The organism is Enterovirga rhinocerotis, from assembly GCF_004363955.1.
Taxonomy (GTDB): Bacteria; Pseudomonadota; Alphaproteobacteria; order Rhizobiales; family Beijerinckiaceae; genus Enterovirga; species Enterovirga rhinocerotis.
This window is the reverse complement of record NZ_SNZR01000011.1, coordinates 2,126,892-2,151,430: the sequence shown is the minus strand read 5'-3', so window position 1 is coordinate 2,151,430 and position 24,539 is coordinate 2,126,892. Positions and strand designations below refer to the sequence as shown.

Sequence of the window (24,539 nt, the reverse complement as noted above, 5' to 3'; positions counted from 1 at the left end):
CGCGATGGTCGTGACGCGTCGGAAGTTGGCGGGGCGGAGTGTGTTGGATCAAGAGGTCGAGACGTCGACGGATGCGGAGATCAAGGCGCTCGAACTGAAGGAGGTTCCGCGCCGGAAGCCTGCCGACGCCGATCCCCGCGAGGGCGAGGCCCTCAGGACCTCGCCGGCACGCTTCATCAATCGCGAGATTTCCTGGCTCCATTTCAACCGGCGCGTGCTGGAGGAGGCCTCCAATGCGAGCCATCCTCTTCTCGAACAGCTGCGCTTCCTGTCGATCTCGGCCTCGAATCTCGACGAGTTCTTCATGGTCCGGGTCGCGGGCTTGCGGGGCCAGGTCCGGTCCGGCCTCACGGTCCTGTCTCAGGACGGCCTGTCGCCCGCCGAGCAGCTCGCGCAGATCGCGACCGCGGCCTCGAGCCTGGCGACCGATCAGCAGCGTCGCTGGACCGAGCTGCAGCCTCTCCTGCTCGAGAACGGCATCGTGCTCGTGACGGGCGAGGAGCTGACGAAGGGCGAGCGGAACTGGTTGCAGGACCACTTCCTGAACTACGTCTTTCCCGTCCTGACGCCGCTCGCCGTCGATCCAGCCCACCCCTTCCCGTTCATTCCGAATCTCGGCTTCTCGATCGCGCTGAAGCTCGTCCGGAACACGGATGGGCGGACCATGAACGCGCTCATCCGTCTGCCGGCGAAGATCGACCGTTTCATCCGCCTGCCCGATCTCGCCGAGACGGGCGGCGCGCGCTTCATCGCGCTCGACCAGGCGGCGGTTCTGTTCCACGGCATGCTGTTCCCCGGCTACACGGTCGAGGGGCAGGGCTGTTTCCGGATCATCCGCGACTCGGACATCGAGATCGAGGAGGAGGCCGAGGATCTCGTCCGGCTCTACGAGACGGCGCTGAAGCGGCGTCGGCGGGGCAGCGTGATCCGGCTCGAGGTCGAGGCCAAGATGCCGGACGATCTCGCCCATTTCGTCGCCGAGGAACTCGACGCGACCGCCGAAGAGATCTTCGACGTCGAGGGCATGCTCGCCCTCAACGAACTGTCGCAGCTCGTCGGCCTCAACCGGCCCGATCTCAAGTTCAAGCCCTATAATCCCCGCTTCCCCGAACGCATCCGCGAGCACGGCAGCGACTGCTTCGCCGCGATCCGTCCGAAGGACATCATCGTCCACCACCCCTACGAATCCTTCGACGCGGTCGTCCTGTTCCTTCAACAGGCGGCGCGCGATCCGAACGTCATCGCGATCAAGCAGACGCTGTACCGGACCTCGTCCGACTCACCGATCGTCAAGGCGCTCGCCGAGGCGGCCGAGGCCGGAAAGTCCGTGACGGCTCTGGTCGAGCTGAAGGCGCGGTTCGATGAGGAGGCCAATATCCGCTGGGCGCGGGACCTCGAACGCGCCGGCGTCCAGGTCGTCTACGGCTTCGTCGAGCTGAAGACCCATTCGAAGCTGTCGCTCGTCGTGCGGCGGGAGGGCGGGCAGCACGTCACCTACTGCCATATCGGGACCGGGAACTATCACCCGATCACGGCCCGCATCTACACGGACCTGTCCTTCTTCACCGCCAACCCCGCCATCGGCCGGGACGTCGCGCGGATCTTCAACTTCATCACCGGCTATGCCGAGCCCGCCGAGCTCGAAATGATGGCGATCTCGCCGGTGAACCTGCGCAAGCGCCTCCTGCGTCGGATCGACGAGGAGATCGAGCACGCCAAGGCCGGCCGGCCGGCGATGATCTGGGGCAAGTGCAATTCGCTGGTCGATCCCGAGATGATCGACGCCTTCTATACGGCGAGCCAGGCCGGCGTGCAGATCGACCTCGTGGTGCGGGGCATCTGCTGCCTCCGGCCCGGCATTCCGGGCCTGTCGGAAAACATCCGCGTCAAGTCGATCGTCGGCCGCTTCCTCGAGCACAGCCGCATCTTCTGTTTCGGCAATGGTCACGGGCTGCCGCATCCCGAGGCGACCGTGTATATCTCCTCGGCGGACCTGATGACCCGCAACCTCGACCGCCGGGTCGAAGCCTTGCTGCCGGTGCTCAACCCGACCGTGCATCAGCAGGTGCTGGACCAGATCATGCTGGCCAACATGCTCGACAACGAGCAAAGCTGGACGGTATTACCGTCCGGAGCGAGCGAGCGGGTGCGTCGGATGACCGGCGATGAGCCGTTCAACGCACATCGCTACTTCATGACGAACCCGAGCCTGTCCGGGCGGGGCAAGTCGCAGACGAAATCGAAGCCTCGGTCGCTTGCCAAGCGTGACATCACATCTCAAGCCTGATCCGCGTCCCATCGGACGCGTCGAAGCCGCCCGTCCGGTCGCGATCATCGATATCGGGTCGAACTCCGTTCGGCTCGTGATCTACGATCGCCATTCGCGGACGCCGACCCCTCTCTACAACGAAAAGTTGTTGTGCGGCCTCGGCCGAGGCGTCGCGACGACGCAGCGCCTGCCGGAGGATGCGGTCCGGCGCACCCTGATCGCGCTCGCCCGCTTCCGGACCCTCTGCGACCTCGCGGGCGTGGGCTGGGTCCGCGTCCTCGCGACCGCCGCCGCCCGCGATGCGGAGAATGGGCCTGCCTTCCTCGAAGAGGCCGAGCGCGCCTGCGGCCATCCGGTCGAGCTGCTGACGGGCGAGCGCGAAGCGGCCCTGTCGGCCCTGGGCGTGATTTCCGGCTTCGAGCAGCCGGACGGGATCGTCGGCGATCTCGGCGGCGGCAGCCTCGAACTCGTCGAGCTGCAGAAGGGACGGCCGGGCTCGGGCATGACGCTGCCCCTCGGCGGGCTCGTCCTGACCGATCTCGCCGGCGCCTCGCCGAAGAAGGCGCTGAAGATCGCGCGGGACGCGCTGGCTCCCGCCTCCCATGTCGCGGCCATGGAAGGGCGGACCTTCTACGCCGTCGGCGGAACATGGCGCGCGCTCGCGAAGCTGCAGATGGCCGAGGCCGGCTATCCTCTGCGGGTTCTGCACGGCTACGTCTTCGATCTCACAGGCGGGTTCCAGAAGCTCGTCGAGCGGGCGGCCACGCTGTATCGCGAGGACGCCGACATCTCCGGCGCCCGGCTTCCGCTGCTCATCTACGGCGCGGTGGTGCTCGACGAGATCGTCCGCCTCGGCAAGCCGCGCGAGGTCGTCGTGTCGGCATTCGGCGTGCGGGAGGGGCTGCTCTTCGAGGAACTCGATCCGCAGGTCCGCGCGGCCGACGCCCTGTTGTCCGCTGCGACCGAATTCAACGAGCTGCGGTCTCGCGCGCCGGCCCACGGCCACGACATGATCGCCTGGACCGATGCCTTCATGCGCTCCCTCGATGCGCAGGAGAGCGAGGAGGAGGTCAGGCTTCGGCATGCCGCCTGCCTGCTCGCGGATATCGGCTGGCGCGCGCATCCGGATTATCGCGGCGAGCAGAGCATCGCGCTGATCGCGCAATCCTCGTTTCAGGCCCTCGGCCATCCGGGCCGGGCCTATCTCGCGCTCGCGGTCTACTTCCGGCACGAAGGCCTGTCCCTCGACCGGCCGCTTCCGGCCATCGGATCCCTCGCGGACGAGCGCCTGCTGTTCCTCGCCCGTCTCGTCGCCGCGATGTTCCGGGTCGCCTATCCGATCTCGATCGCGATGGCGGGCGTCCTGCCGCGTGCGCCGCTCCTCGCCGATCCCGACGGCCGACTGGTCCTGCACCTTCCGCCCGATCTCGCTCCTCTCGCGAATGAGCGGCTCGAGAACAGGTTCAAGGGGCTCGGCAAGCTCCTCGCCCGCGAGACGCACGTCGAGATCGGCTGAGACGCCACGCCGGCGCCTCTGCACCTTGTCCTCGCCGGGAGATTGCGCGACACAGCGCGGTTCCCGCGCATGATCCGATCGCTCCCATGATTCACGTGACCTTCCCCGATGGCGCCGCCCGCGAATTCGCGGACGGGACGACCGGCGCCGGCATCGCGGGCGCGATCTCGAAATCGCTGCTCAAGAAGGCGATGGCCGCCAAGGTGAACGGCACCATCGCCGATCTGTCGGCGCCCGTGCCCGACGGCGCGCGGATCGAGATCGTCACGCGCGACGCGCCCGAGGCGCTCGAACTGATCCGGCACGATGCCGCCCACGTGATGGCGGAGGCGGTGCAGGACCTCTATCCCGGCACGCAGGTCACGATCGGCCCCGTCATCGAGAACGGGTTCTATTACGATTTCGCGCGCGACGAGCCCTTCCACCCGGAGGACCTCGAGCGGATCGAGAAGAGGATGCGCGAGATCATCGCGCGCAACACGCCCATCACCTGCGAGATCTGGAGCCGGGACGAGGCCAAGGCCTATTTCGCGGCCAAGGGCGAGACCTACAAGCTCGAATTGATCGACGCGATCCCCGAGGGGCAGGACCTCAAGATCTACAAGCAGGGCGAGTGGCTCGATCTCTGCCGGGGCCCGCACGGCGCCTCGACGGGGCAGATCGGCCAGGGCTTCAAGCTGGTGCGGCTGGCCGGCGCCTATTGGCGCGGCGATTCCAACAATCCGATGCTCCAGCGCATCTACGGCACCGCCTGGGCGAGCGAGGCCGACCTCGCCGCCTATCTCCACCGGCTGGAGGAGGCCGAGAGGCGCGACCACCGCCGCCTCGGGCGCGAGATGGACCTCTTCCACACCCAGGAGGAGGGGCCGGGCGTCATCTTCTGGCACCCGAAGGGCTGGACGCTGTTCCAGACGTTGATCGCCTATATGCGCCGGCGCCTCGACAAGCTCGGCTACCAGGAGGTCAACGCCCCGCAGCTCCTCTCGACCTCCCTCTGGGAGACGTCGGGCCATTGGGGCTGGTACAAGGAAAACATGTTCGGGGCGCAGTCCGCGGGCGAGGAGGCGGAGGACAAGCGGGTCTTCGCGCTGAAGCCCATGAACTGTCCGGGCCATGTGCAGATCTTCAAGCACTCCCTGCGCTCCTATCGCGACCTGCCGATGCGGCTCGCGGAATTCGGCGCGGTGCACCGCTACGAGCCCTCGGGCGCGCTGCACGGGCTGATGCGCGTGCGCGGCTTCACGCAGGACGACGCGCATATCTTCTGCACCGAGGACCAGCTCGCCGAGGAATGCCTCAAGATCAACGACCTGATCCTCTCGACCTATGCCGATTTCGGCTTCGGGGAGATCGTCGTGAAGCTGTCGACGCGGCCGGAGAAGCGCGTCGGCTCGGACGCCTCCTGGGACCATGCCGAAGCCGTGATGGGCAAGGTGCTCGAGACGATCCGCGAGACGTCGGGTGGCCGGGTCAAGACCGAGGTCAATCCGGGGGAGGGCGCATTCTACGGCCCGAAATTCGAATATGTGCTGCGCGACGCGATCGGCCGGGATTGGCAATGCGGCACGACGCAGGTGGACTTCAACCTGCCGGAGCGCTTCGGGGCGACCTTCGTCGACACGGACAGCGCGAAGAAGCCGCCCGTCATGGTGCACCGGGCGATCTGCGGTTCGATCGAGCGCTTCATCGGCATCCTGATCGAGCATTTTGCGGGGAATTTCCCGCTCTGGCTCGCGCCGACGCAGATCGTGGTCGCGACCATCACCTCCGATGCCGACGACTATGCCTACGAGGTGGTCGCGGCGGCGCGGAAGGCGGGGCTGCGGGTCGAGGCGGACCTGCGGAACGAGAAGATCAACTACAAGGTCCGCGAGCATTCCCTCGCGAAGGTGCCCGTGCTGCTCGTCCTCGGCCGCCGCGAGGCGGAGGAACGCCGTGTCTCGATCCGGCGCTTCGGCTCGAAGGACCAGACCGGGATGAGCCTCGAGGAGGCCCTCGCCGCGCTGAAGGCCGAGGCGACCGCGCCCGACCTGCGGGAGGGGTGAGCGTCGCGCGCCCCGATCCCTCCCCGCGGGGGAGGGCCGAGTCGACGCGAAGCGTCGAACCGGGGTGGGGACAACCCAGCTCCCGGCGTCACCCCACCCCGGTCGGCTGGCGCCGACTCGCCCTCCCCTGGAGGGGAGGGGTCAGGCGCGGTGTCGTCGGAGCCCGATGAGCCCTACGCCACGGGGGTCCAGATCACGTCCGTGACCCGCTCAGCGCCGGCCGCCAGCATGACGAGGCGGTCGAGGCCGAGCGCCACGCCCGAGGCATCGGGCATGGCGGCGAGGGCGGAGATGAACTCGTCGTCGATCGGATAGCGCTCGCCGTAGAGGCGCGCCTTCTCCTCCATGTCGGCCTCGAAGCGGCGCCGCTGCTCGGCCGGGTCGGTCAATTCGCCGAAGCCGTTCGCGAGTTCCACTCCGCAGACATAGAGCTCGAACCGCTCCGCGAGGCGCGGATCGTCGGGGCAGGGGCGGGCGAGGGCGGCCTCGGGGACCGGATAGCGGTCGAGGATGGTCGGCCGGCCGATGCCGAGGCGCGGCTCGACCTTCTCGACGAGGACGCGGCTGAACATGTCCGACCAGGTGTCGTCCGGAGCGATCCGGATGCCGGCCTCGCCGCAGGCATCCGCGAGCGCCGCGCGGTCGGGCTCGCCAGTGGGGCTGAGCGTCGCGAGGAGGTCGATCCCTGCGAGCCGTGCGAAGGCCTCCGTGACCGGAAGGCGCTCGGGCTCCGCCGCCGCGTCGCAGAGGCGTCCCCGAAAGGCGAAGTCGTCCCGTCCCGCGATCTCCGCCGCGAGCCGGACGAGCGCCACGGAATCGGCGATCACCGCGTCGTAGGGCTCGCCCGTCCGGTACCATTCGAGCATCGTGAATTCGGGATGGTGCAGCGGGCTGCGCTCCCGGTTCCGGTAGACATGCGCCAGCGAGAATGGCCGCAACTCGCCCGCCGCGACGAGCTTCTTCAGCGCGAATTCCGGCGATGTATGGAGGTGCAAGGCGCGCCGGCCGCCGCCGATCCCGATCTCCTCCGTGGAGAAGGCGTGGAGATGCGTCTCGTTGCCGGGCGAGACCTGAAGGGCCGCGGGATCGATCTCGACGAAATCGCGGGCGGCGAACCAGGCGCGGAGAGCGGCCGCGATGCGGTTGCGCAGGAGAAGGCGAGGCCGCCGGTCGGCGTGGATATCGGCGCGCCACCAGGGAGAAGCGGTCATGGGCGGGCAGGGGCCGCGCACGGGCGGGCGGCGGCTTTCACTGGCGGACGCGCACGAGATCGGTTACGGCGGACGCAAGATTATCGCCGCGGCCGCGCATCCGAACGTCAAGGACAGTCTCAGTGAAAGTCATCGCCTCCAGCCTCCGCAAGGGCAACGTCGTCGACGTCGACGGCAAGCTCTATGTGATCGTGACGGCCGAGAACATCCATCCCGGCAAGGGCACGCCCGTGACCCAGCTCGACATGCGGCGCATCTCGGACGGCGTGAAGGTGTCCGAGCGTTACCGCACGACCGAGCAGGTCGAACGTGCCTATGTCGAGGATCGGGAGCACACCTTCCTCTATCAGGATGCCGAGGGATTCCATTTCATGAATCCCGAGACCTACGACCAGCTCGTGGTCTCCAAGGATATCGTCGGCGACAGCGCGCCTTACCTCCAGGAAGGCATGGCCTGCATGCTCTCGGTCCACGAGGGAAATGCGATCGCGCTCGAACTGCCCGCGCGCGTGACGCTCGAGATCACCGAGACCGAGCCGACCGTGAAGGGCCAGACGGCGTCGTCGTCCTACAAGCCTGCGATGCTCTCGAACGGCGTCCGCACCATGGTGCCGCCGCATGTCCAGAGCGGCACGCGCATCGTCGTGATGACCGTCGACGGCTCCTACGTCGAGCGCGCCAAGGACTGATCCGCACGAGGCCGCCGGCCGATGGGTGGCTTCGACGCTCTCGTCGTCGTCGCGATGATCGCCGCCCTGGCCTTTGTCGTCTGGCGGGCACGCCGCCGGCGCAAGGCGGCGGAGTTCGCCTATGAGGGCCGGATGTTCCGGCGCTCTCCGGGCGGCGGCTTCGAGACCGCCTCGGGCGCCCCGGTCGCGGGGGCGGTGCTGATCGGCGCCCTCGCCGCGGCCCATGCCGAGCATCTCGGCGGCGTCGGACCCGAGGCCTCGAGCGACGCGTCGGCCGGCGACACGGGCGACGGCGGCGGAGATGGAGGGGGTGGCGGCGGTGACGGTGACTGACGTCTCCCGATCGGATCCCGCGGCGGCCGGCTTCCCGCGATGACCCTCGGCGCCTTCCTCGCTGGATTGCTCGGCGCCTGTCTGATCCTCGCGGCCATTGCCGGCTTCGTCGTGCTCCTGCTCAAGCTCCGGGAGGAGCGCTCGGTCGAGCACGACGGGATCGTCTACGCGATGCGCCGCAACGGCCGGATCGAGGATCCCGACGGGCGCATCGTGGAGGATCCGACGATGCGCGACCTGCTGATCGCGAAGGGCGCGGCATTCGCGTGGCGGTCGGTCTTTCCGACGGGACGCTACGAGGTCGAGCAGGGGCCGGACGGCCCGGTCTTGCGGTTTCGATTGTCCCCGGGCGGGGGAGGCGGGCACGAGGACGAGGGTGTCGAACTCGTGCGGGCGGAACTGCGTAAGCATGCGGCGGATTGAGATGCGCGCTTCGATCAACCCCGACGTTCTCGCCGTTTCGGCCCCGCCCATCCCGGAGGCGCGGGCTTGGGCGGCGCGCTATGACGGCCGACACGGACCGGCGATCGACCTGACCCAGGCGGTGCCGGGCTATCCCGCCCATCCCGGTCTCGTGGACAGGCTGTCGGGAGCGGCCGGTGCTCCGACGAGCTTCGGCTACGGCGAGATCGTCGGCGATGCGGCCCTGCGCGAGGCGTATGCCGGGGAGGTTTCGGCCCTCTATGGAGGGGATATCGCGCCCGGCGAGGTCGCGATCACCTCCGGCGCCAATCTCGCCGCCTTCGCCGTGACGATGGCGCTCGCGCGGGCCGGGGACGCGGTGATGATGCCGGTGCCCTGGTACTTCAATTATCAGATGAATCTCGGTCTGCTCGGGATCGAGACCGTGGGGCTGCCCTGCCGGCCAGAGGCGGGTTTCGTGCCCGATCCGGGCGAGGCCGAGGCGCTGCTGACCGATCGCGTGCGGGCGATCATGCTCGTATCGCCGAACAACCCGACCGGCGCGGTCTACCCGCCGGAGGTGATCGCGGGCTTCGCCGACCTCTGCAGGCGGCGCGGCATCGTGCTTGTGCTCGACGAGACCTATCGCGATTTCCTCCCGGCGGGTCTCGGGCGGGCGCACGATCTTTTCGCCGGCTCCTGGCGGGATCATCTGATCGGCCTGTGCAGCTTCTCGAAGAGCTATTGCGTGCCGGGCTTCCGGGCCGGCGCCGTCATCGCCGGGCCGCGTTTCATTCCGCAGATCGCCAAGATCCTCGATTGCGTCCAGATCTGCGCGCCGCGGGTCGGGCAGGCCGGATTGGCCTGGGCGATCTGGGAACTCGGGGCCTGGCGTGCGGCGAACCGCGCCGTGATGAACGGCCGTGCCGAGGCGTGCCGGGCGGTCTTCGCCGCGCTGCCGGGATGGGAGATCGGAGCCCTCGGCGCCTATTTCGCGTATCTGCGCCACCCGTTCGATGGCGTCGGTTCGGCGAAGGTCAGCGAGGAGATGGCGGCCCGCCGCGGCGTGCTGACGCTGCCGGGCAGCGCCTTCGGACCGGGGCAGGAGGATTACATCCGGCTGGCCTTCGCCAATTGCGACGAGGCGCGGCTCGAAGAGGCCGCGACCCGGCTCCGGGATTTCACCCCGGGCTGAGCGTTTTCAGGTCAGGTTCGTCCTGATCTCCTCGTAGGCCGCGCGCACGGCGGCCTTGCCGTAGGTGCGCTCGAGGCGCCGGACCGTGAAATGGGCCCGCGCCACCGTCCTAAAATGCTGCATGAAGGCGGCATTCACGGCGGCGCCCCCCACGGCGCCGATGATCGGCACGGCTGTCGCCGCCACCTTCTGCGAGACGACGATGCCGAATCGCGAGGCGATCTGGGCGAGGAAGCGAACGACGGAGGGCGCGCTGTCGGCGATGGTGCGACCGCCCGCGAGCCGCGAGGCCTCGGTGACCGATCGCGCGAGAGCGGTGCGGACGGCGAAATAGCCGCTGGAGGCGAGGTCGTCCGACTCGGTCCGCGAGCCGAGCGCAAACACCTGAAGGCAGGCGAAGGCCGTCTCGGGATCGGCGAGGTCTTCGCCCTCCTCGCGGGCGATCTCGGCGATCGACCGCAGGACGAGCGTCGTCGAGACGGGCAGCTCCACGGGCAGCGAGACGAGGCCGAGAGCCCCGCCGATCGCCCCGCTCGCGGCGGCGAGCGTCGTATCGCGCCGTCCGCTGCGGCGCTGAGGCCGGTCGGACGCATTCGACATCTCCGGCAGGCTCTTCAGCGCGAGGGCGAGAGCCGTGCGGAGTGCGCGCTCGACCGCGTCGCCGACGATGGCACGCGCCTGTTCGGGCAGGGCGTAGCCGATCATCTCGAGGGGCTTGCCCGCCATGGCGCTGAGGCGGCCGGTCAGGGTCGAGCGCTCGAGCGCCCGCACCGCGAGGCGCAAGGCGGCGGCATCCTCGGGGGGCAATCCGGCTGCCTCGGCGGGCAGCGATTCGTGGCTCGGGACGTCCCGGACAGCGAGTTGAGTCGTCATGGCTCCTTCCTCTGACGGCCTTCAACCGCCCAGGTGGGGCAACAGTTCATCTCGACAACGGCGGAAACATGGGCTGAAGACCAACTTTGCCTTCATCTTGCCGCGCCGCAATGCACAAGTCAGGTGACATGAACGCCTCCACCGCGGCCGCGCTTCGCACCCCGCCCCCCTTCACGATGAAGCGCAAGATCGCGGCGATCCTCGCCGCGGACGTCGCCGGCTATTCGCGGCTGGTGGCGGAGGACGAGGAGCGCACCCTCACCGAGCTTGCGGCGGCGAGGGACATCTTCGACGCGCTCGTGGCGCGGGTCGGCGGCCGGATCTTCAACACGGCCGGCGATTCGATCATGGTCGAGTTCGATTCGGCCGTCGAGGCGGTGCGGGCGGCGGTCGACATCCAGGAGGCGATGAAGACCCGCAACCTGGATCTCGAGCCGAAGCGGCGCCTCGAATTCCGGATGGGGCTCACGATCGGGGACGTCGTCGAGCGCGACGGCGATCTCCTCGGGGACGGGGTCAACATCGCGGCCCGCCTCGAAAGCCTCGCCCCTCCGGGCGGCATCTGCGTGTCGCGCTCGGTCCATGAGGCTGTCGCGAACAAGCTGTCCGTCGGGTTCAAGGAACTCGGGCCCCGGCAGGTCAAGAACATCCCGCAGCCGGTCCATGCCTACCTCGTCGGCTCGCCCGGCGAGATGATGGTCGCAGCCGAGCCGCTGGTCGCCCGTCGTGACGGCAGCGTGGCCCGCCCGGATCGGCGCGAGCCGGGCCTGCGGCGGTTCCTCCGCCGCATCGTCATGCTCGCGGCGATCCTGGGGATGGTCTATTTCGCGCTCCCGGCCCTCCAGCTCGCGCATACGATCCTCGACCCCTATCTCCATCCGCCGGCGCAGCAGGCGCCTGACGGGGAGGCGGGTACGCCCAAGCCGCAGGCCACGGCTCCTCCCGGCGAAAGCGCACAGCCGGAGAAGCCGCCCCAGCCCGAAAAGCCTGCTCAGACAGAGAAGCCGGCGCAGCCCGAAAGGCCGGCGCGTCCGCGCGCCGAGCGTCCTCCCGCGAAGCCGCCGGCTCCGAAGCCCGAGCCGGCACGGCCCGAGACCGCGCGCCCGGATCGCACCGGCGATCCCGCCACAGTCTATGCCGGGCTGGCACGCGAGGGGCTCATCGCCGATGCGCGCTCGCTTCCGGAATTCTATCACAACGCCCGCTTCCTCGAGGCCAAGGGCGATCGCACGGGCGCGCTCGCGGCCTATGCGGCGGCGGCCCCTCTCGCCGGCGAGGCGATCGACGTCCATTTCCGCTATGCCTCGCTGCTGCGGATGGTCAGGGGGCCGGCGGCTGTGCGTCAGGCCTATGCTGCCTTGATACGGACCAATCCCAGCGTCGCGGCCGAACTGATGATGGCCTTCGGCTCGGAGACGGACGACCGGCGGGAGCGCCTCGAGGCCTTCGTCGCGTCACATCCCGGCGTCGCGGCGGCGGATAATCTGATGGCGGATGCGCTGCTCGATCAGCGCGACGGAGGCCCGACCCTGACCGAGCGTCGTCTCGCTTTCGACGCCACGGAACGGTTCCTCGACGCTGCGGCGTCGGGAGACCTGAGCAGTCGCTTCGTCGACCGGACCTTCCTCGACGGCTGGCTCGACATGGCCCGCAGGCGGCGTGGAGAGATCGAGCGGTTCTTCTCCTCCGCGCGCACCCGGCCGACCGCGGCTTTCTCCCGCTCGTCGACGGGATGGCTGACGCGCCTGAGCCTGCCCGAACCCGCGAGCGCCATCGCGGTGCGGATCGGGGAGCAGGGCCCCTTCACCTCGACGGGCTCTTCCGCGACGCTGGATTCGCGGACCGGCAAGCCCATGCCGAATGTCGAGTTCGAGCTGCCGCCGGGCACGGGCCGGGTGACGCTGTACGTTACGTATCAGGACCGCTCCGGCCGCGAGGCGGGGCCGTTCCCGCTCTCCTTCGATCCGGGTGCCGCGACCGTCGAATCGGGGCGGGCCGCGCTCGAGCGGTTCCCTGAGAGCTGGGTGAGTTTCCGCGAGGACCTTCCGGGCGTTCTGTCCTTCGCCGGCCTCATCAGCAACCGATGTGCCCTGTCGCGGGTGATGATCGGGTTCGGGGACGAGCCGCCGCGAAGCCAATTGCCGCTGCCTGCCTGCGACCCCTCGGGTTCGGCCGCGCTGCCATCCAACGCCTCGCTCGTCAGCTTGCCGAACGGCACCGAGGTCGTTCAGATCCAGCTCGTCTATGCGGACGGATCCGAGAGCGCCGTGCGCACGTTCAAGCGCCCTTGAGGAGGCTGGTCTCGGCCAACTTTCCGGCCCTAGGGGCCGGAGACAGCGACCGTCTGAGCCAGGGCGGCTTCGAGTTCGGCCTGAGAGAACGGCTTCTGCAGGACCGGCCGATCACGCCAGGCGGGATCGATGCCGCCGGCCCCGTAGCCGGTCGAGAAGATGAAGCGGATGCCGCGTGCGGCCAGGATGTCGACGATCGGATAGACGGGTTCGCCCGCGACGTTCACATCGAGGATCGCGACATCGAGCCTTTCCTGCTCGGCCAGCGCCCGGCCTTCAGCGAGCCTGCTCGCCGGCCCGACCACTTCGATGCCGACATCCATCAGCATGTCCTCGAGCAGCAAGGCAATCGCGACCTCGTCCTCGACGACAAGCACGCGAAGGCCCGCGAACCCGTTGGGGGGCGGCCGTGGCGTGTCCTTCATACCCTCGTGATCCTGTCCGAGCTCGAAATAGGCAGAGAACGGCAGTTCTCTCGACGATGCAAGCCGCGAACAAGGTCATTGTCCGGACGTGACGCGCGGCTGCGGATAAATTGTGGCTATCCGGCAACACAGACCGCGGCGGCGCCTCGATCTTGCCGAGGCCCGTTGCAGGCATTTCAACTCTACGCAAATTTAACCATCTGGCCCAACACTATCTCCAGCGCCTCCATGTCTTTCCTCAACAGGGCGACGAGCCGGCGCGTCCGGACGTCCATCGGCACCATTCGCTGCGCATTGTCCGGAACGGGTCCCATCTCGCAGGGCCGGATCTGACCATGGCCATGAGCGCGCCTCTCCCGATCCTGATGGTCCTGCATCAGGAGACATCCACCCCCGGCCGGGTCGGCCGGCTTCTCGCCGAACGAGGGCATCGCCTCGACCTGCGCCGCCCCTGTCTCGGCGATCCGCTGCCCGAGACGCTGGCCGGGCATGCGGGCGCCGTCGTGTTCGGCGGGCCGATGAGCGCGAATGACGACGACGACTTCATCCGCCGCGAGATCGACTGGATTGGCGTCGCGCTGAAGGAGGAGAAGCCCCTGCTGGGCCTTTGCCTCGGGGCGCAGATGATGGCCCGTCATCTCGGTGCGCGCGTCTATGCGCATCCGGAGGGGCGCGCGGAGATCGGCTACTACCCCGTCTTGCCGACGAGCGACGGATTGGCGCTGTCCTCCGAACTCGGCGCGTCCTGGCCCGGCCATGTCTATCATTGGCATCGCGAGGGCTTCGATTGCCCGCCCTGTTCGCGGGTTCTCGCGACGGGCGACGATTTCCCGACCCAGGCGATGAGGGTCGGCCGGGCGGCCTACGGCCTGCAATTCCACCCGGAGGTCACGCACGCGATGCTGTGCCGCTGGACGGTCCGGGGCGCGGCCCGCCTGGATGCGCCGGGCGCGCAGGATCGCAGCCGGCAGATCGAGGGGCGCTTCCAGCACGACCCCGCGGTCCGCATCTGGCTGAACGCCTTCCTCGATCACTGGCTCGCCGGCAGCTCCGGCGGGGCGGCCTGCGCCATCGCGGCCGAATAGGCGCGGCCGGCCGTCAGGATTTCTCCAGCACGTAGGTTCCGGGCGCGTCGCAGAGCGGCTTCAGCTTGCCCGCTCCCGGCTCCCGCGCCGGGACGCGCTCGGGGGCCTGGCTCTCGATCCAGGAGAGCCAATACGGCCACCACGATCCCGCATGCTCCTCGGCTGCGCCGAGCCAATCCTCGAAGGAGCCGTCCGGATCGAGCGCCCCCGTGCGGTAGCCGTATTTCGGCTTGGCCGGCGGGTTGACCACGCCGGCGATGTGCCCCGATCCCGCGACGACGAAGTCCACGGGGCCGCCGAAGCTCTTCGAGCCGAGATGAACCGATTTCGCGGGCGCGATGTGGTCCTCGCGCGTCGCGAGGTTGAAGATCGGAATCGTCACCTGGCCGAGGTCGAGCTTGACGTTGTCGACCACCATCTCCCCGCGGCTCAGCTTGTTGTCGAGGTAGCAGTTGCGAAGATAGAAGGAGTGGTTCGCCGCCGGCATCCGCGTCGCGTCCGAATTCCAGTAGAGAAGATCGAATGGGAAGGGCGCCTGTCCCTTCAGATAGACGTTCACGACATAGGGCCAGATCAGGTCGTTCGGGCGAAGCATGTTGAAGGCGTTCGCCATGCGCGAGCCTTCGAGATAGCCTCGCGTCTTCATGACGGCCTCGACGGCCTGGACCTGCGCCTCGTCGACGAAGACCTTGAGATCGCCGGCATGGGTGAAGTCGACCTGGGTCGTGAGGAAGGTCGCGCTGTCGATCCGCTTGTCGCCCCGCGCCGCCAGATAGGCGAGGGTGACGGCGAGCAGGGTGCCGCCGACGCAATAGCCGATCGTCGTGACCGCCTTCTCGCCCGTCGCCTTCTCGATGGCGTCGACGGCCGAGAGGATGCCCTCCTTCATATAGGCCTCGAATCCCTTCTCGGCCTGGCGGGCGTCGGGATTGACCCAGGAGATGCAGAACACGGTCAGGCCCTGCGAGACCGCCCAGCGGATGAAGCTCTTATCGGGGTTGAGATCGAGGATGTAGAACTTGTTGATCCAGGGCGGCACGATCAGGAGCGGCCGCTTGAGGACGGTCTCGGTCAGCGGCGCGTACTGGATCAGCTCGATCAGGTCGTTGCGGTAGACGACCTTGCCGGGGCTGACGGCGACGTTCTCGCCCACCCGGAACTTGGTCGCATCGGATTGGCGCAGCTTGAGCTCCCCGCCGCCCGCTTCGATATCCTCCGCCAGCATCGTCATGCCGCGGACGAGATTCGCGCCGTTCTCGCGCAACGTCTCGCGCAGAAGCTCGGGATTGGTCGGCACGAAGTTCGACGGCGACAGCGCCGAGGAGAGCTGGCGGACGTAGAAGGCGGCCTTCGCCTTGGTATGGTCGTCGAGCCCCTCGGCCTCCTCGACCATCGCGTCGGCCCAGCGGGTCGTGACGAGATAGGCCTGTTTCAGGAAATCGAAGGCCGCGTTGCTCGACCATTCGGGCGCGGCGAAGCGCTTGTCGGAGGCCGTCGGCGAGGCGACCGGCGCGGCTTCCTCGCCCTGGAGGCGGCGCATGGTCGAGGACCACAGATCGACGAAGCTCGCGCCGAGCCGGGCCTGGGCCTGCATCGCCCGCTGCGGATCGGTCATCCAGGTCTCGGCGACCGCGCCGATCGTCTTGACGATCTCGCTGACCTCGTCGGCGAGGCCGGGTGTCTTGTTGCGCGTCTCGAAGGGCTTGAGATAGGCGGTGCTCGCCTTCCCGGCCGCTTCCACGAACAGCGCCATGTTCCGCGAAAGGGCATCGAAATCGGGAGGCGGCGCCGTGGCGCCGGCGTCGCCGGGCGAACCCGCCGGCTTGCCGGAAGCCTTCGTCTGCGTGTCGCTCATCGTCCTCTCCCTGGCGGGCTTCTCGCGGCCTTCGATTGCAAGAGCTTGACCATCACGTGGCCATGTTGTCACGAAAGACAAGATCGCGGCTTCAGGCCGAGCCATCCCAGGCGGAACACCATGTCCCTCAGGTCCTTTAGCGCCCTTTGTCTTGGCCTGACCATGGCCGGAGCGCTGGCGGGATGTTCGGGCGGGAACCCGGCGCGCGATCTCGCCATCGCGGCCGGCGTCACGGGCGGCGAGCCGAAGCCCGCTCCGGATTTCGTCTCCCGCACGCGGCGCGCGAATCTCGACTACATCCCGGTCGGCACCTCGGCCCCGCAGCGGCGATACCGCTCGAAGACGGCGTCGGAGGTCGGGGACGCAGAGGCCGATCTTGAACGGACGCGCGCCGGGACGACGGCCCGGGGGAATCAGCTGCAATAGACCAAAGACGCCGTTCCGGTCCGGCACCCATGGCCGTTATGACGACGCGCCCGCGAGGCGCAGAGGTTCATCCGATGTCCGAGTTCCACCGCATCAAGCGTCTTCCTCCTTACGTCTTCGAGGAGGTCAACCGCGCCAAGGCCAAGGCCCGCGGCGAAGGCGCCGATATCGTCGATCTCGGCATGGGCAATCCGGATCTCGCCGCGCCCGCCCATGTCGTCGCCAAGCTCTGCGAGACCGCCGGCAAGCCGCGTTCGGATCGCTATTCGGCCTCGAAAGGCATCACGGGCCTCCGCCGCGCCCAGGCCGCCTATTACGAGCGCCGCTTCGGCGTGAAGCTGAACCCGGACACCCAGGTCGTCGCGACGCTCGGCTCCAAGGAGGGCTTCGCCAACATGGCACAGGCGATCACGGCGCCCGGTGACGTCGTGCTGGTGCCGAACCCCTCCTATCCGATCCATGCCTTCGGCTTCCTGATGGCGGGCGGCACCATCCGCTCCGTGCCGGCGGAGCCGACCCCCGCCTTCTTCCAGGGGCTCGAACGCGCGGTCGTGCACTCGATCCCGAAGCCGATCGCGGTCGTCGTCTGCTACCCGGCCAACCCGACCGCCTATGTCGCCGATCTCGATTTCTACCGGGACCTCGTCGCCTTCGCGAAGAAGCACGAACTGATCGTCCTGTCGGACCTCGCCTATTCCGAGGTCTATTTCGACGGCGCGCCGCCGCCCTCCGTGCTTCAGGTGCCGGGCGCGATGGACGTCACGGTCGAGTTCACCTCGATGTCGAAGACGTTCTCGATGGCGGGCTGGCGCATGGGCTTCGCCGTCGGCAACGAGCGGCTGCTCGCGGCGCTGGCCCGCGTGAAGTCCTATCTCGATTACGGCGCCTTCACGCCCGTCCAGGTCGCGGCGACGGCGGCGCTGAACGGTCCGCAGGATTGCATCGAGGAGATGCGCCGCACCTATCGCAAGCGCCGCGACGTGCTGGTCGACGCCTTCGGCAAGGCCGGCTGGGACATCCCGGCGCCCTCCGCCTCGATGTTCGCCTGGGTGCCGATCCCGGAGAGGTTCAAACCGCTCGGCTCGCTCGCCTTCTCGAAGCTCTTGATCGAGAAGGCGGATGTCGCGGTCGCGCCGGGCATCGGCTTCGGCGAGCACGGCGACGATTACGTCCGCATCGCCCTCGTCGAGAACGAGCAGCGCATCCGACAGGCCGCCCGCGGCATCCGGCGCTTCTTCGACGATGCCGACCGGACGCTGCACAACGTCGTGCCGCTGGCGAAGGCCGGGTAGGGGCGGGGATCGCTTCGCGCCCCGCGCCGGGCAGTCCCGACAGGTCGTCAGGACGCCTGACGGGTGATCGCCTCGAGTTCGGGGAACGGGACGTAGGGCCCCTTGCACCGAGCTCCGAGGAGATCCTCGTCGGGGCCCATGCTGAGGGTCAGGCCTTGCGGTCCGTCGACAACGGAGGCGGACAACTCCACCTGCCGGTCGATACCGGCGAACGCGTTCTTGATCAGAACCTTGGCGCAGATCCGCCGGGTCGGGCCGGTCAGGGCATTCTCTTCGAGGGCGGGCCCGCTCACGAGAGCGTTCACATATTGCCGCCGACCGCTGAACAAGTTCGTCGCGCCGTATTTGCGATGTCGCGAAATGAGCCTCGCGAACATTTCGCGTGCCGTCCTGTCCTGAACGGCCTGCTGTTGCGGCGTGAGCGTCGCCTGAGGCGCGGTGCCGCTCTGCGAGCCGGCGACGCAGGCGCCGAGAGCGGACGATAGAAGAACGACGGCGAGAACGACACGAACGGACACGGGACGCTCCTAGGCATGGGACGCGACCACGCGGGAGCGTCAGCCGATCCGGGACGTTGTTGCGGTGAGAGTGCAGTTTGGACCGCGTCGGCGCTTCGAGGCCCGCTGATCCAGCCAGGTCCGGTGTCGACGTCGATGCGACCCGCTCGGTGAAAGGGTCGCCGGGGGAGCGCCCCCGGCAACCCGTCGTTTTACTACTGCGTCGCTTCGGGCAGCAGCTTCCAGGCGCCGTTCTCGATCGTCACCATGACGCGGGCGCGCTTGTCCTGGCCGACATGGTCGTCCTTGGTCATGGTCACGACGCCCTGGCTGTAGACGACGTCCTTGAGGCCCTCGAGCGCGTCGCGCAGGGCGGCACGGAATTCGGGCGTGCCGGGCTTCGCCGTCTTGGTCGCGACGGGCAGCGCCGCGGCGAGCAGGGCGAAGGCGTCGTTCGCGTGGGCGCCGAAGGTGTTCGTCGTGCCCGCGCCGAACATGGCTTCGTATTGCTTGGTGTATTCGAGGCCCGCCTTCTTGGTCGGGTTCGAATCCGGCAGCTGCGCGGCGACGAGAACGGGGCCGGCCGGCAGGATCGTGCCCTCGACGTCCTTGCCGCCGACGCGGAGGAAGTCGCCATTGGCGGCGCCGTGCGTCTGGTAGATCACGCCCTTGAAGCCGCGCTCCTTCAGCGTCTTCTGCGGCAATGCGGCCGGCGTGCCGGAGCCCGCCACCAGCACGACGTCGGGCTTCGCGGCCATCACCTTGAGGATCGGCCCGGTGACGCTCGTATCCGACCGCGCATAGCGCTCGGTGGCGACGAGTTCGATGCCGCGGCTTTTCGCGGCCGGGCCGAACACGTTGAGCCAGCCGTCGCCATAGGCGTCGTTGAAGCCGATGAAGGCCACCTTCTTCACGCCGGCCCCCTTCATGTGGTCGGCGATGGCATCCGCCATGAGGCGGTCGTTCTGCGGCGTCTTGAAGACCCACCGGCGCTTCTCGTCCATCGGCGAGACGATGGCGGCGGAGGCCGCGAGCGAGATCATCGGCGCCTTGATGTCGCTCACGACCTCGATCATCGCGAGGGAGACGGGCGTCGTGGACGAGCCGATGATGACGTCGGCCTTGTCGTCGGTCAGGAGCTTCCGGGTATTGGCGACGCCCTTCGTCGTGTCGGACCCGTCGTCGAGCACCACGACCTCGACCGGCACTCCGCCGATCTCCTTCGCGTAGAGCTTGGCGGTATTCGCCTCCGGGATGCCGAGCGAGGCGGCCGGGCCCGTCGTCGAGACCGTCATGCCCACCTTCACCGTCTGGGCCGACACGCCCGTCGCGAAGGCCAGCGCGCCGAGCGCGCAGGCCGCTGTCAAGAGTCTCATGTTACTTCCTCCCTGGAACCTTGACCGCTCTTGTAACGCGTCGTCAGACCGTGTCGAGCGGATGCAGGCTCAACCCTTCGGCGCAGAGGCCCGGTCGCGCAAGGCCCGCCGGATGACCTTCCCGGTCGTCGTCATCGGCAGATCCTCCACGAACTCGACCTCGCGCGGGTATTCGTGCGCCGCGAGGCGCGACTTCACATGCTCCTGGATCTCGCGGGCGAGGGCGGGGGAGGGCGCGAACCCGTCCTTCAGCACGATGAAGGCCATCACGATCTCGGTGCGCTCGGGGTCCGGCTTGCCGACGACGCCCGCCATGCCGATGGCCGGATGGCGAAGGAGGCAATCCTCGATCTCACCGGGTCCGATCCGGTAGCCCGAGGAGGTGATGACGTCGTCGTCGCGCCCGACGAAACGAAGCCAGCCGTCCTCGTCGCGCTCCCCGAGATCGCCCGTGACCAGCCAATCCCCTCGGAACTTGGCCGAGGTCGCGCCCTCGTTGTTCCAGTACTTCAGGAACATCACCGGGTTCGGCGCCCGGACCGCGACCGAGCCGAGTTCCCCGGGGCCGAGGACCGTGCCGTCCTCGTCGACGATCGCGACCTCGTGGCCGGGCACGGCGCGGCCCATCCAGCCGGGCCGGGCCTCCATCAGCGAGCCGGCCGACGAGACGACCATGTTGCATTCGGTCTGGCCGTAGAACTCGTTGATCGTGACGCCCAGCACCCGCCGGCCCCAATCGAGGAGCTCGGTGCCGAGCGTCTCGCCGCCCGAGGCGACCGTGCGCAGGTCGAGCCGGTAGCGCCGCTCCGCGTCCGGCAAGGCGCGCATGAGCTTGAGCGCCGTCGGCGGCAGGAAGGTGTTGCGGATGCGGAAATCCTGCATGAGCTGGAAGGCCGCCTCGGCCGAGAATTTCTCGAACCGCCGGGCGACGACCGTCACCCCGTGATGCAGGCCGGGCAGCAGCACGTCGATCAGGCCGCCGACCCAGGCCCAGTCGGCCGGGGTCCAGAGCCGGTCGCCAGGCTGTGGCAGGAGGTCGTGGCTCATCTCGACGCCGGGCAGATGGCCCAGCAGCACGCGGTGGGCGTGGAGCGCGCCCTTCGGCTGGCCGGTCGTGCCGGAGGTGTAGACGATGAGCGCCGGATCGTCTGCCCGCGTCCGGACCGGGGTGAAGCTGTCCGGCTCGCCCCCCATCTCCGCCGCGAGGCCGAGCGCACCGTCGCCGGCACCGTCGACGGAGAACACGACGCGCAGCGCCGGCACCTCGTCGCGGATGGTCGCGAGCTTCGCCGCGCCCGCGGCGTCGGTCACGACGGCCTTCGCGCCGGAATCGGCGAGCCGGAAGGCGAGGGCCTCCGGGCCGAACAGGCCGAAGAGCGGGATGGCGATCGAGCCGGCCTTGTAGGTGCCGATATGCGCGACGGCGGTTTCGACGGCCTGGGGCAGGAGGATGCCGACACGCTCCCCGGGGCCGATCCCGTGGCTGCGCAGAAGATTGGCGAAGCGGTTCGAGAGCCCGCGCAACTCGCGGAAGGAGACCTCACGCGCCGAACCGTCGGCCCGCGCCTCGATCAGGGCGAGGCGATCCGGGTCCGCCTCCGCCCAGCGGTCGCAGACATCGGTGCCGATATTGTAGTGCTCCGGCACTTCCCAGCGGAAGCGGTCGCGCACCTCGTCATAGGTCGAGCCGGCCTTGAGCACGTGTCCTCCCGGATTCTTATCGGCCGAAGTGTAGGGCCGCCGGCGCCGAGGGGAAATGGCTCTGTCGAACGGGCTTGCGGCCGGCCCTGCGATAGGCTCAACACTGGGCCGTCTCAGGGAGGTCCAAGATGAAGCTCGTGCGGTTCGGCCAGCCCGGCCAGGAGAAACCCGGCATCCTCGACGGGAGCGGCGCGATCCGCGACCTGTCCGGGAGCGTCACGGATTTCGATGGCGCCTTCTTCGCCTCGGGCGGTCTCGACGCCGTCGCCAAGCTCGACGTCGAATCCCTGCCGCGCGCGCCCGAGGGCAGCCGGTTCGGTCCGCCCGTCGCGGGCGTGCGGAACTTCATCGCGGTCGGCCTCAACTTCGCCGATCACGCCAAGGAGACCGGCTCGCCGATCCCGGCCGAGCCCATCCTGTTCAACAAGGCGCCCTCCTGCATCGTCGGCCCGAACGACGACGTGATCATCCCGAAGGGGTCGACGAAGTCGGACTGGGAGGTCGAGCTCGCCTTCGTCATCGGCAAGCGTGCCAGCTACGTGTCCGAAAGCGAGGCGCTCGATTACGTCGCCGGCTTCTGCGTCTGCAACGACGTCTCCGAGCGCGAATGGCAGATCGAGCGCGGCGGTCAGTGGATGAAGGGCAAGGGCTGCCCGACCTTCGGGCCGCTCGGTCCGTGGCTCGTCACCCCGGACGAGATCGGGGATGTCGGCCGGCTCGGCATGTGGCTCGACGTGAACGGCGAGCGCGTCCAGAACGGGTCGACGCAGACGATGATCTTCGACATCCGCAAGATCGTCTCCTACGCCTCGCAGTTCATGATCCTCGAGCCCGGCGACGTCATCACCACGGGCACGCCGCCCGGCGTCGGCCTCGGCTTCAAGCCGCCGCGCTTCCTCAAGGCCGGCGACACGATGGCGCTCGGCATCGACGGCCTCGGCGAGCAGCGCCAGAAGGTCGTGGCCTATCGGGGGTAGGAGGGGCCACTCCCTCCTCATCCTGAGGCGCCTCGCGGAGCGAGGCCTCGAAGGACGCATGACGGTTGAGCGTGCTTCGAGGCTCGGCACCCAAGCCGGCTGTTGCCGGCTTGGGTATCCTTCGGAGCGCATCTCGGGAACACCCGAGATGCGTGCCGAGCACCTCAGCATGAGGACGGGAGGGGATTTCCCGTTTTCGGCCAAGCTTTGAGGAGTGATAGATGACCGAACCGCTCTTCCGCGAGGACGCCTATCTGCGCGAGGCCACGGCCGTCGTCACGGCCGTCACGCCCGAGGGCGGCATCGTGCTCGATCGGACCGTGCTGTACGCCCAGGGCGGCGGCCAGCCGGGCGATGCCGGCACGATCGTGCGGGCCGACGGTGCCGAGATCGCGATCGCGAACAGCGTCTACGGACCCGACCGCCAGGCGATCGTCCATGTCCCGGCCTCACCGGGCGGCGAGACACCGTCGATCGGGGAGCCCGTCACGCTCCGGCTCGACTGGGGCAGGCGCTGGCCGCGGATGCGCGTGCACACCGCGCTGCATCTTCTCAGCGTCGTCCTGCCCTATCCCGTCACGGGCGGGTCCATTGGCGATGGCGAGGGCCGGCTCGATTTCGACATCCAGGAGGCGGGGCTGGACAAGGCGGATCTGACCGCGAAGCTCGCCGACCTCGTCGCCAAGGATGCCGCCGTCGATACGCTCTGGATCACGGACGAGGAGCTCGACGCCAATCCCGGCCTCGTGAAGACGATGTCGGTGAAGCCGCCGCGCGGATCCGGCCGGGTGCGGCTCGTCCGGATCGACGGCATCGACCTGCAACCATGCGGCGGCACGCATGTGTGCCGCACGGGCGAGATCGGCGCGGTCGCCGTCACCGACATCGAGAAGAAGGGCAAGCAGAACCGCCGGGTGCGGATCAGGCTCGTCTGAGGGGCGCCGCCCGGTCTCGGGGCGGCGCCAGGACTTACTTCGCGCTCTGGATGTAGCGCAGGATCGCGTCGGGCATGGCGACGTCGATCTCGCCGCGGATGCTCCAGAAGGTCGAGCGAGGCCGGTCCTCGGCGCCGTCCTTGAAGCCCTTCGGCGACTTGGCGTCGCGCAGGAAGCGCCGCATCTTCACGGCGACCTGGTCGTTGTAGGTCCTCTCGTAGAAGCCCTTCAGCGCCGAATCGGGATTGTCCTTGAGCGGCGCGAAGTTCGCCTTGCGCTCGTCGACGAGGGTCGAGATCTCCTTGACCAGAGCGTCGACCTTGGCCGGATCCGCCTTCTCGTGCAGGGCGAGCTCCTGTGAAAGACCGCGCGCGACCTTCCAGTCGGACACCATCGTCCCGACGGTCTCGGGATGGGCCGCGCCGCTCTTGCGCGCCTCGATCAGCCGCTCGGCGATCGTCGTGTACAACCCCGTCATCTCGCTGAAGAGGCGGTGGCAGGTCTCGCCGATCTCGAGAAGCCGGGCGTTCAATTCGTCGCCCTTCTTGAACTTGTCGTCCTCGTAATCCTTCGCGTTGATGTAGTCAGCGAGGGACTTGAAGGTGGTGCCGGCCTCCTTGACGAGGTCGTTCGCCTTGTTCACGGCGGCACCGAGTTCCGAGCGGGCCGGCTCCGGCCAGTCCTGCGGCGGCTCCGGCAGCTTCGGGTAGGAGCTGCTCATGTAATGCATCGTCATCATGGACGATTTGCGGTTGCGCCAGCGATCGTAGGAATTGGATTTCCAGAGCGTCCAGGCGGCGTTCTCGCACTGGCTGCGCAGCCGCTTCGCGACGTCGAGATACTGGGTGTCCTGTCGCAGAAGGTTCGGCGCGCGCGTCGTGATGCTCGTGACGCTCTGGGCGAGGACGATCGGCGCGTCGCGTGGCCCCGCCTGCGCTCCTGCCGGGCCGAGGACAAGCGCCACGGCGCCCCACCATCCGATCGTCGCGATCGCCCTTGCTGCCGTCAACGTGAGCTCCATGGCATCCGCCGCGCGTCGTGCGGCAACCGGTTTGGAGCGGGCGGGCCGGGCGAAGTCAACCTTTGCGGGTCCGTCGGTCCGGTCGGACCGCCCCGATCCCGGGTCGACATGCGACAAAAGGGAAC

General features: G+C 68.5%; 21 protein-coding genes. 13 read left to right on the top strand and 8 right to left on the bottom strand.

All coding sequences use genetic code 11. The features are described 5' to 3' along the window. Positions 1–4: 4 nt before the first annotated feature. The 3 genes from EV668_RS10860 (at position 5) to thrS (ending at position 5,830) form a co-directional block, all read left to right on the top strand. Positions 5–2,287 (top strand): RNA degradosome polyphosphate kinase, encoded by a 2,283-nt coding sequence (locus EV668_RS10860; RefSeq protein WP_133769754.1) that lies wholly within the window; start codon positions 5–7, stop codon positions 2,285–2,287. Continuing rightward, the gene (locus tag EV668_RS10855) at positions 2,265–3,785 is read left to right on the top strand and encodes a Ppx/GppA phosphatase family protein (protein ID WP_245512998.1); all 1,521 of its coding nucleotides are present in this window, start codon (positions 2,265–2,267) and stop codon (positions 3,783–3,785) included. The genes EV668_RS10860 and EV668_RS10855 overlap by 23 nt, the downstream gene beginning before the upstream one ends. A gap of 86 nt (positions 3,786–3,871) precedes the next feature. Next, entirely contained in the window at positions 3,872–5,830 is a 1,959-nt protein-coding gene (thrS, locus tag EV668_RS10850) for a threonine--tRNA ligase (RefSeq protein ID WP_133769752.1), read from the top strand. Positions 5,831–6,003: 173 nt separating this feature from the next. Here the strand turns inward: thrS and epmA are convergent, their stop codons facing one another. Next, complete coding sequence (epmA, locus tag EV668_RS10845; protein WP_133769751.1) at positions 6,004–7,041, bottom strand: EF-P lysine aminoacylase EpmA; 1,038 nt, start codon at positions 7,039–7,041, stop codon at positions 6,004–6,006. Positions 7,042–7,163: 122 nt separating this feature from the next. Between epmA and efp the strand changes: the two genes are divergently transcribed. Genes efp through EV668_RS10825 form a run of 4 tightly spaced genes read left to right on the top strand, consistent with a single transcriptional unit; the run spans position 7,164 to position 9,660 of the window. Further along, a complete protein-coding gene (gene efp, locus EV668_RS10840) occupies positions 7,164–7,730 on the top strand; it encodes an elongation factor P (RefSeq protein ID WP_133769750.1) in 567 nt (188 codons plus the stop codon). A gap of 21 nt (positions 7,731–7,751) precedes the next feature. Further along, positions 7,752–8,063 (top strand): hypothetical protein, encoded by a 312-nt coding sequence (locus EV668_RS10835; protein WP_133769749.1) that lies wholly within the window; start codon positions 7,752–7,754, stop codon positions 8,061–8,063. Between the two features lie 39 nt (positions 8,064–8,102). Beyond that, positions 8,103–8,486, top strand: coding sequence for a hypothetical protein (locus EV668_RS10830; RefSeq protein WP_133769748.1), 384 nt, complete (start codon positions 8,103–8,105; stop codon positions 8,484–8,486). 1 nt (position 8,487) lies between these two features. Further along, positions 8,488–9,660: an aminotransferase gene (locus EV668_RS10825; protein WP_133769747.1), complete on the top strand. Its 1,173-nt coding sequence runs from the start codon at positions 8,488–8,490 to the stop codon at positions 9,658–9,660. A 6-nt stretch (positions 9,661–9,666) separates the two neighbouring features. Here EV668_RS10825 and EV668_RS10820 read toward each other — a convergent pair whose 3' ends face one another. Then, complete coding sequence (locus EV668_RS10820) at positions 9,667–10,533, bottom strand: EcsC family protein (RefSeq protein ID WP_133769746.1); 867 nt, start codon at positions 10,531–10,533, stop codon at positions 9,667–9,669. Positions 10,534–10,661: 128 nt separating this feature from the next. On the opposite strand from EV668_RS10820, the gene EV668_RS10815 reads away from it, so the two are divergent. Then, the gene (locus EV668_RS10815) at positions 10,662–12,824 is read left to right on the top strand and encodes an adenylate/guanylate cyclase domain-containing protein (RefSeq protein WP_425359601.1); all 2,163 of its coding nucleotides are present in this window, start codon (positions 10,662–10,664) and stop codon (positions 12,822–12,824) included. Positions 12,825–12,853: 29 nt separating this feature from the next. Here EV668_RS10815 and EV668_RS10810 read toward each other — a convergent pair whose 3' ends face one another. Continuing rightward, the gene (locus EV668_RS10810) at positions 12,854–13,249 is read right to left on the bottom strand and encodes a response regulator (protein WP_133769745.1); all 396 of its coding nucleotides are present in this window, start codon (positions 13,247–13,249) and stop codon (positions 12,854–12,856) included. 335 nt (positions 13,250–13,584) lie between these two features. Between EV668_RS10810 and EV668_RS10805 the strand changes: the two genes are divergently transcribed. After that, on the top strand, positions 13,585–14,334 hold the full coding sequence (locus EV668_RS10805; RefSeq protein WP_133769744.1) for a glutamine amidotransferase: 750 nt from the start codon (positions 13,585–13,587) through the stop codon (positions 14,332–14,334). Positions 14,335–14,347: 13 nt separating this feature from the next. Here EV668_RS10805 and EV668_RS10800 read toward each other — a convergent pair whose 3' ends face one another. Further along, the gene (locus EV668_RS10800; protein ID WP_133769743.1) at positions 14,348–16,189 is read right to left on the bottom strand and encodes a PHA/PHB synthase family protein; all 1,842 of its coding nucleotides are present in this window, start codon (positions 16,187–16,189) and stop codon (positions 14,348–14,350) included. Positions 16,190–16,351: 162 nt separating this feature from the next. On the opposite strand from EV668_RS10800, the gene EV668_RS10795 reads away from it, so the two are divergent. Both EV668_RS10795 and EV668_RS10790 read left to right on the top strand, forming a co-directional pair. Beyond that, positions 16,352–16,615, top strand: coding sequence for a hypothetical protein (locus EV668_RS10795; protein ID WP_133769742.1), 264 nt, complete (start codon positions 16,352–16,354; stop codon positions 16,613–16,615). A gap of 74 nt (positions 16,616–16,689) precedes the next feature. Continuing rightward, positions 16,690–17,907, top strand: coding sequence for an LL-diaminopimelate aminotransferase (locus EV668_RS10790; protein WP_133769741.1), 1,218 nt, complete (start codon positions 16,690–16,692; stop codon positions 17,905–17,907). Between the two features lie 47 nt (positions 17,908–17,954). Here the strand turns inward: EV668_RS10790 and EV668_RS10785 are convergent, their stop codons facing one another. From EV668_RS10785 to EV668_RS10775, 3 genes are all read right to left on the bottom strand, one after another. Further along, the gene (locus EV668_RS10785) at positions 17,955–18,425 is read right to left on the bottom strand and encodes a hypothetical protein (RefSeq protein WP_133769740.1); all 471 of its coding nucleotides are present in this window, start codon (positions 18,423–18,425) and stop codon (positions 17,955–17,957) included. Positions 18,426–18,619: 194 nt separating this feature from the next. Next, a complete protein-coding gene (locus EV668_RS10780) occupies positions 18,620–19,780 on the bottom strand; it encodes an ABC transporter substrate-binding protein (RefSeq protein ID WP_133769739.1) in 1,161 nt (386 codons plus the stop codon). Positions 19,781–19,849: 69 nt separating this feature from the next. After that, positions 19,850–21,481: an acyl-CoA synthetase gene (locus EV668_RS10775; protein WP_133769738.1), complete on the bottom strand. Its 1,632-nt coding sequence runs from the start codon at positions 21,479–21,481 to the stop codon at positions 19,850–19,852. Positions 21,482–21,609: 128 nt separating this feature from the next. Between EV668_RS10775 and EV668_RS10770 the strand changes: the two genes are divergently transcribed. Beyond that, entirely contained in the window at positions 21,610–22,458 is an 849-nt protein-coding gene (locus tag EV668_RS10770; protein WP_133769737.1) for a fumarylacetoacetate hydrolase family protein, read from the top strand. A 221-nt stretch (positions 22,459–22,679) separates the two neighbouring features. Next, positions 22,680–23,393, top strand: a complete 714-nt coding sequence (locus tag EV668_RS10765) for an alanyl-tRNA editing protein (protein WP_133769736.1) — start codon at positions 22,680–22,682, stop codon at positions 23,391–23,393. Positions 23,394–23,427: 34 nt separating this feature from the next. Here the strand turns inward: EV668_RS10765 and EV668_RS10760 are convergent, their stop codons facing one another. After that, the gene (locus EV668_RS10760; protein WP_133769735.1) at positions 23,428–24,414 is read right to left on the bottom strand and encodes a DUF3829 domain-containing protein; all 987 of its coding nucleotides are present in this window, start codon (positions 24,412–24,414) and stop codon (positions 23,428–23,430) included. Positions 24,415–24,539 lie beyond the last annotated feature (125 nt).

Bases quoted from the DNA above. Each gene is read 5' to 3' on its own strand.
- EV668_RS10825 (WP_133769747.1), top strand. From the start codon at position 8,488: ATGCGCGCTTCGATCAACCCCGACGTTCTCGCCGTTTCGGCCCCGCCC.
- EV668_RS10810 (WP_133769745.1), bottom strand. From the start codon at position 13,249: ATGAAGGACACGCCACGGCCGCCCCCCAACGGGTTCGCGGGCCTTCGC.
- EV668_RS10765 (WP_133769736.1), top strand. From the start codon at position 22,680: ATGACCGAACCGCTCTTCCGCGAGGACGCCTATCTGCGCGAGGCCACG.
- EV668_RS10860 (WP_133769754.1), top strand. From the start codon at position 5: ATGGTCGTGACGCGTCGGAAGTTGGCGGGGCGGAGTGTGTTGGATCAA.
- thrS (WP_133769752.1), top strand. From the start codon at position 3,872: ATGATTCACGTGACCTTCCCCGATGGCGCCGCCCGCGAATTCGCGGAC.
- EV668_RS10795 (WP_133769742.1), top strand. From the start codon at position 16,352: ATGGCCGGAGCGCTGGCGGGATGTTCGGGCGGGAACCCGGCGCGCGAT.
- EV668_RS10790 (WP_133769741.1), top strand. From the start codon at position 16,690: ATGTCCGAGTTCCACCGCATCAAGCGTCTTCCTCCTTACGTCTTCGAG.
- EV668_RS10830 (WP_133769748.1), top strand. From the start codon at position 8,103: ATGACCCTCGGCGCCTTCCTCGCTGGATTGCTCGGCGCCTGTCTGATC.
- EV668_RS10760 (WP_133769735.1), bottom strand. From the start codon at position 24,414: ATGGAGCTCACGTTGACGGCAGCAAGGGCGATCGCGACGATCGGATGG.
- EV668_RS10835 (WP_133769749.1), top strand. From the start codon at position 7,752: ATGGGTGGCTTCGACGCTCTCGTCGTCGTCGCGATGATCGCCGCCCTG.
- EV668_RS10820 (WP_133769746.1), bottom strand. From the start codon at position 10,533: ATGACGACTCAACTCGCTGTCCGGGACGTCCCGAGCCACGAATCGCTG.
- EV668_RS10780 (WP_133769739.1), bottom strand. From the start codon at position 19,780: ATGAGACTCTTGACAGCGGCCTGCGCGCTCGGCGCGCTGGCCTTCGCG.
- EV668_RS10770 (WP_133769737.1), top strand. From the start codon at position 21,610: ATGAAGCTCGTGCGGTTCGGCCAGCCCGGCCAGGAGAAACCCGGCATC.
- epmA (WP_133769751.1), bottom strand. From the start codon at position 7,041: ATGACCGCTTCTCCCTGGTGGCGCGCCGATATCCACGCCGACCGGCGG.
- EV668_RS10800 (WP_133769743.1), bottom strand. From the start codon at position 16,189: ATGAGCGACACGCAGACGAAGGCTTCCGGCAAGCCGGCGGGTTCGCCC.
- EV668_RS10815 (WP_425359601.1), top strand. From the start codon at position 10,662: ATGAACGCCTCCACCGCGGCCGCGCTTCGCACCCCGCCCCCCTTCACG.
- EV668_RS10805 (WP_133769744.1), top strand. From the start codon at position 13,585: ATGGCCATGAGCGCGCCTCTCCCGATCCTGATGGTCCTGCATCAGGAG.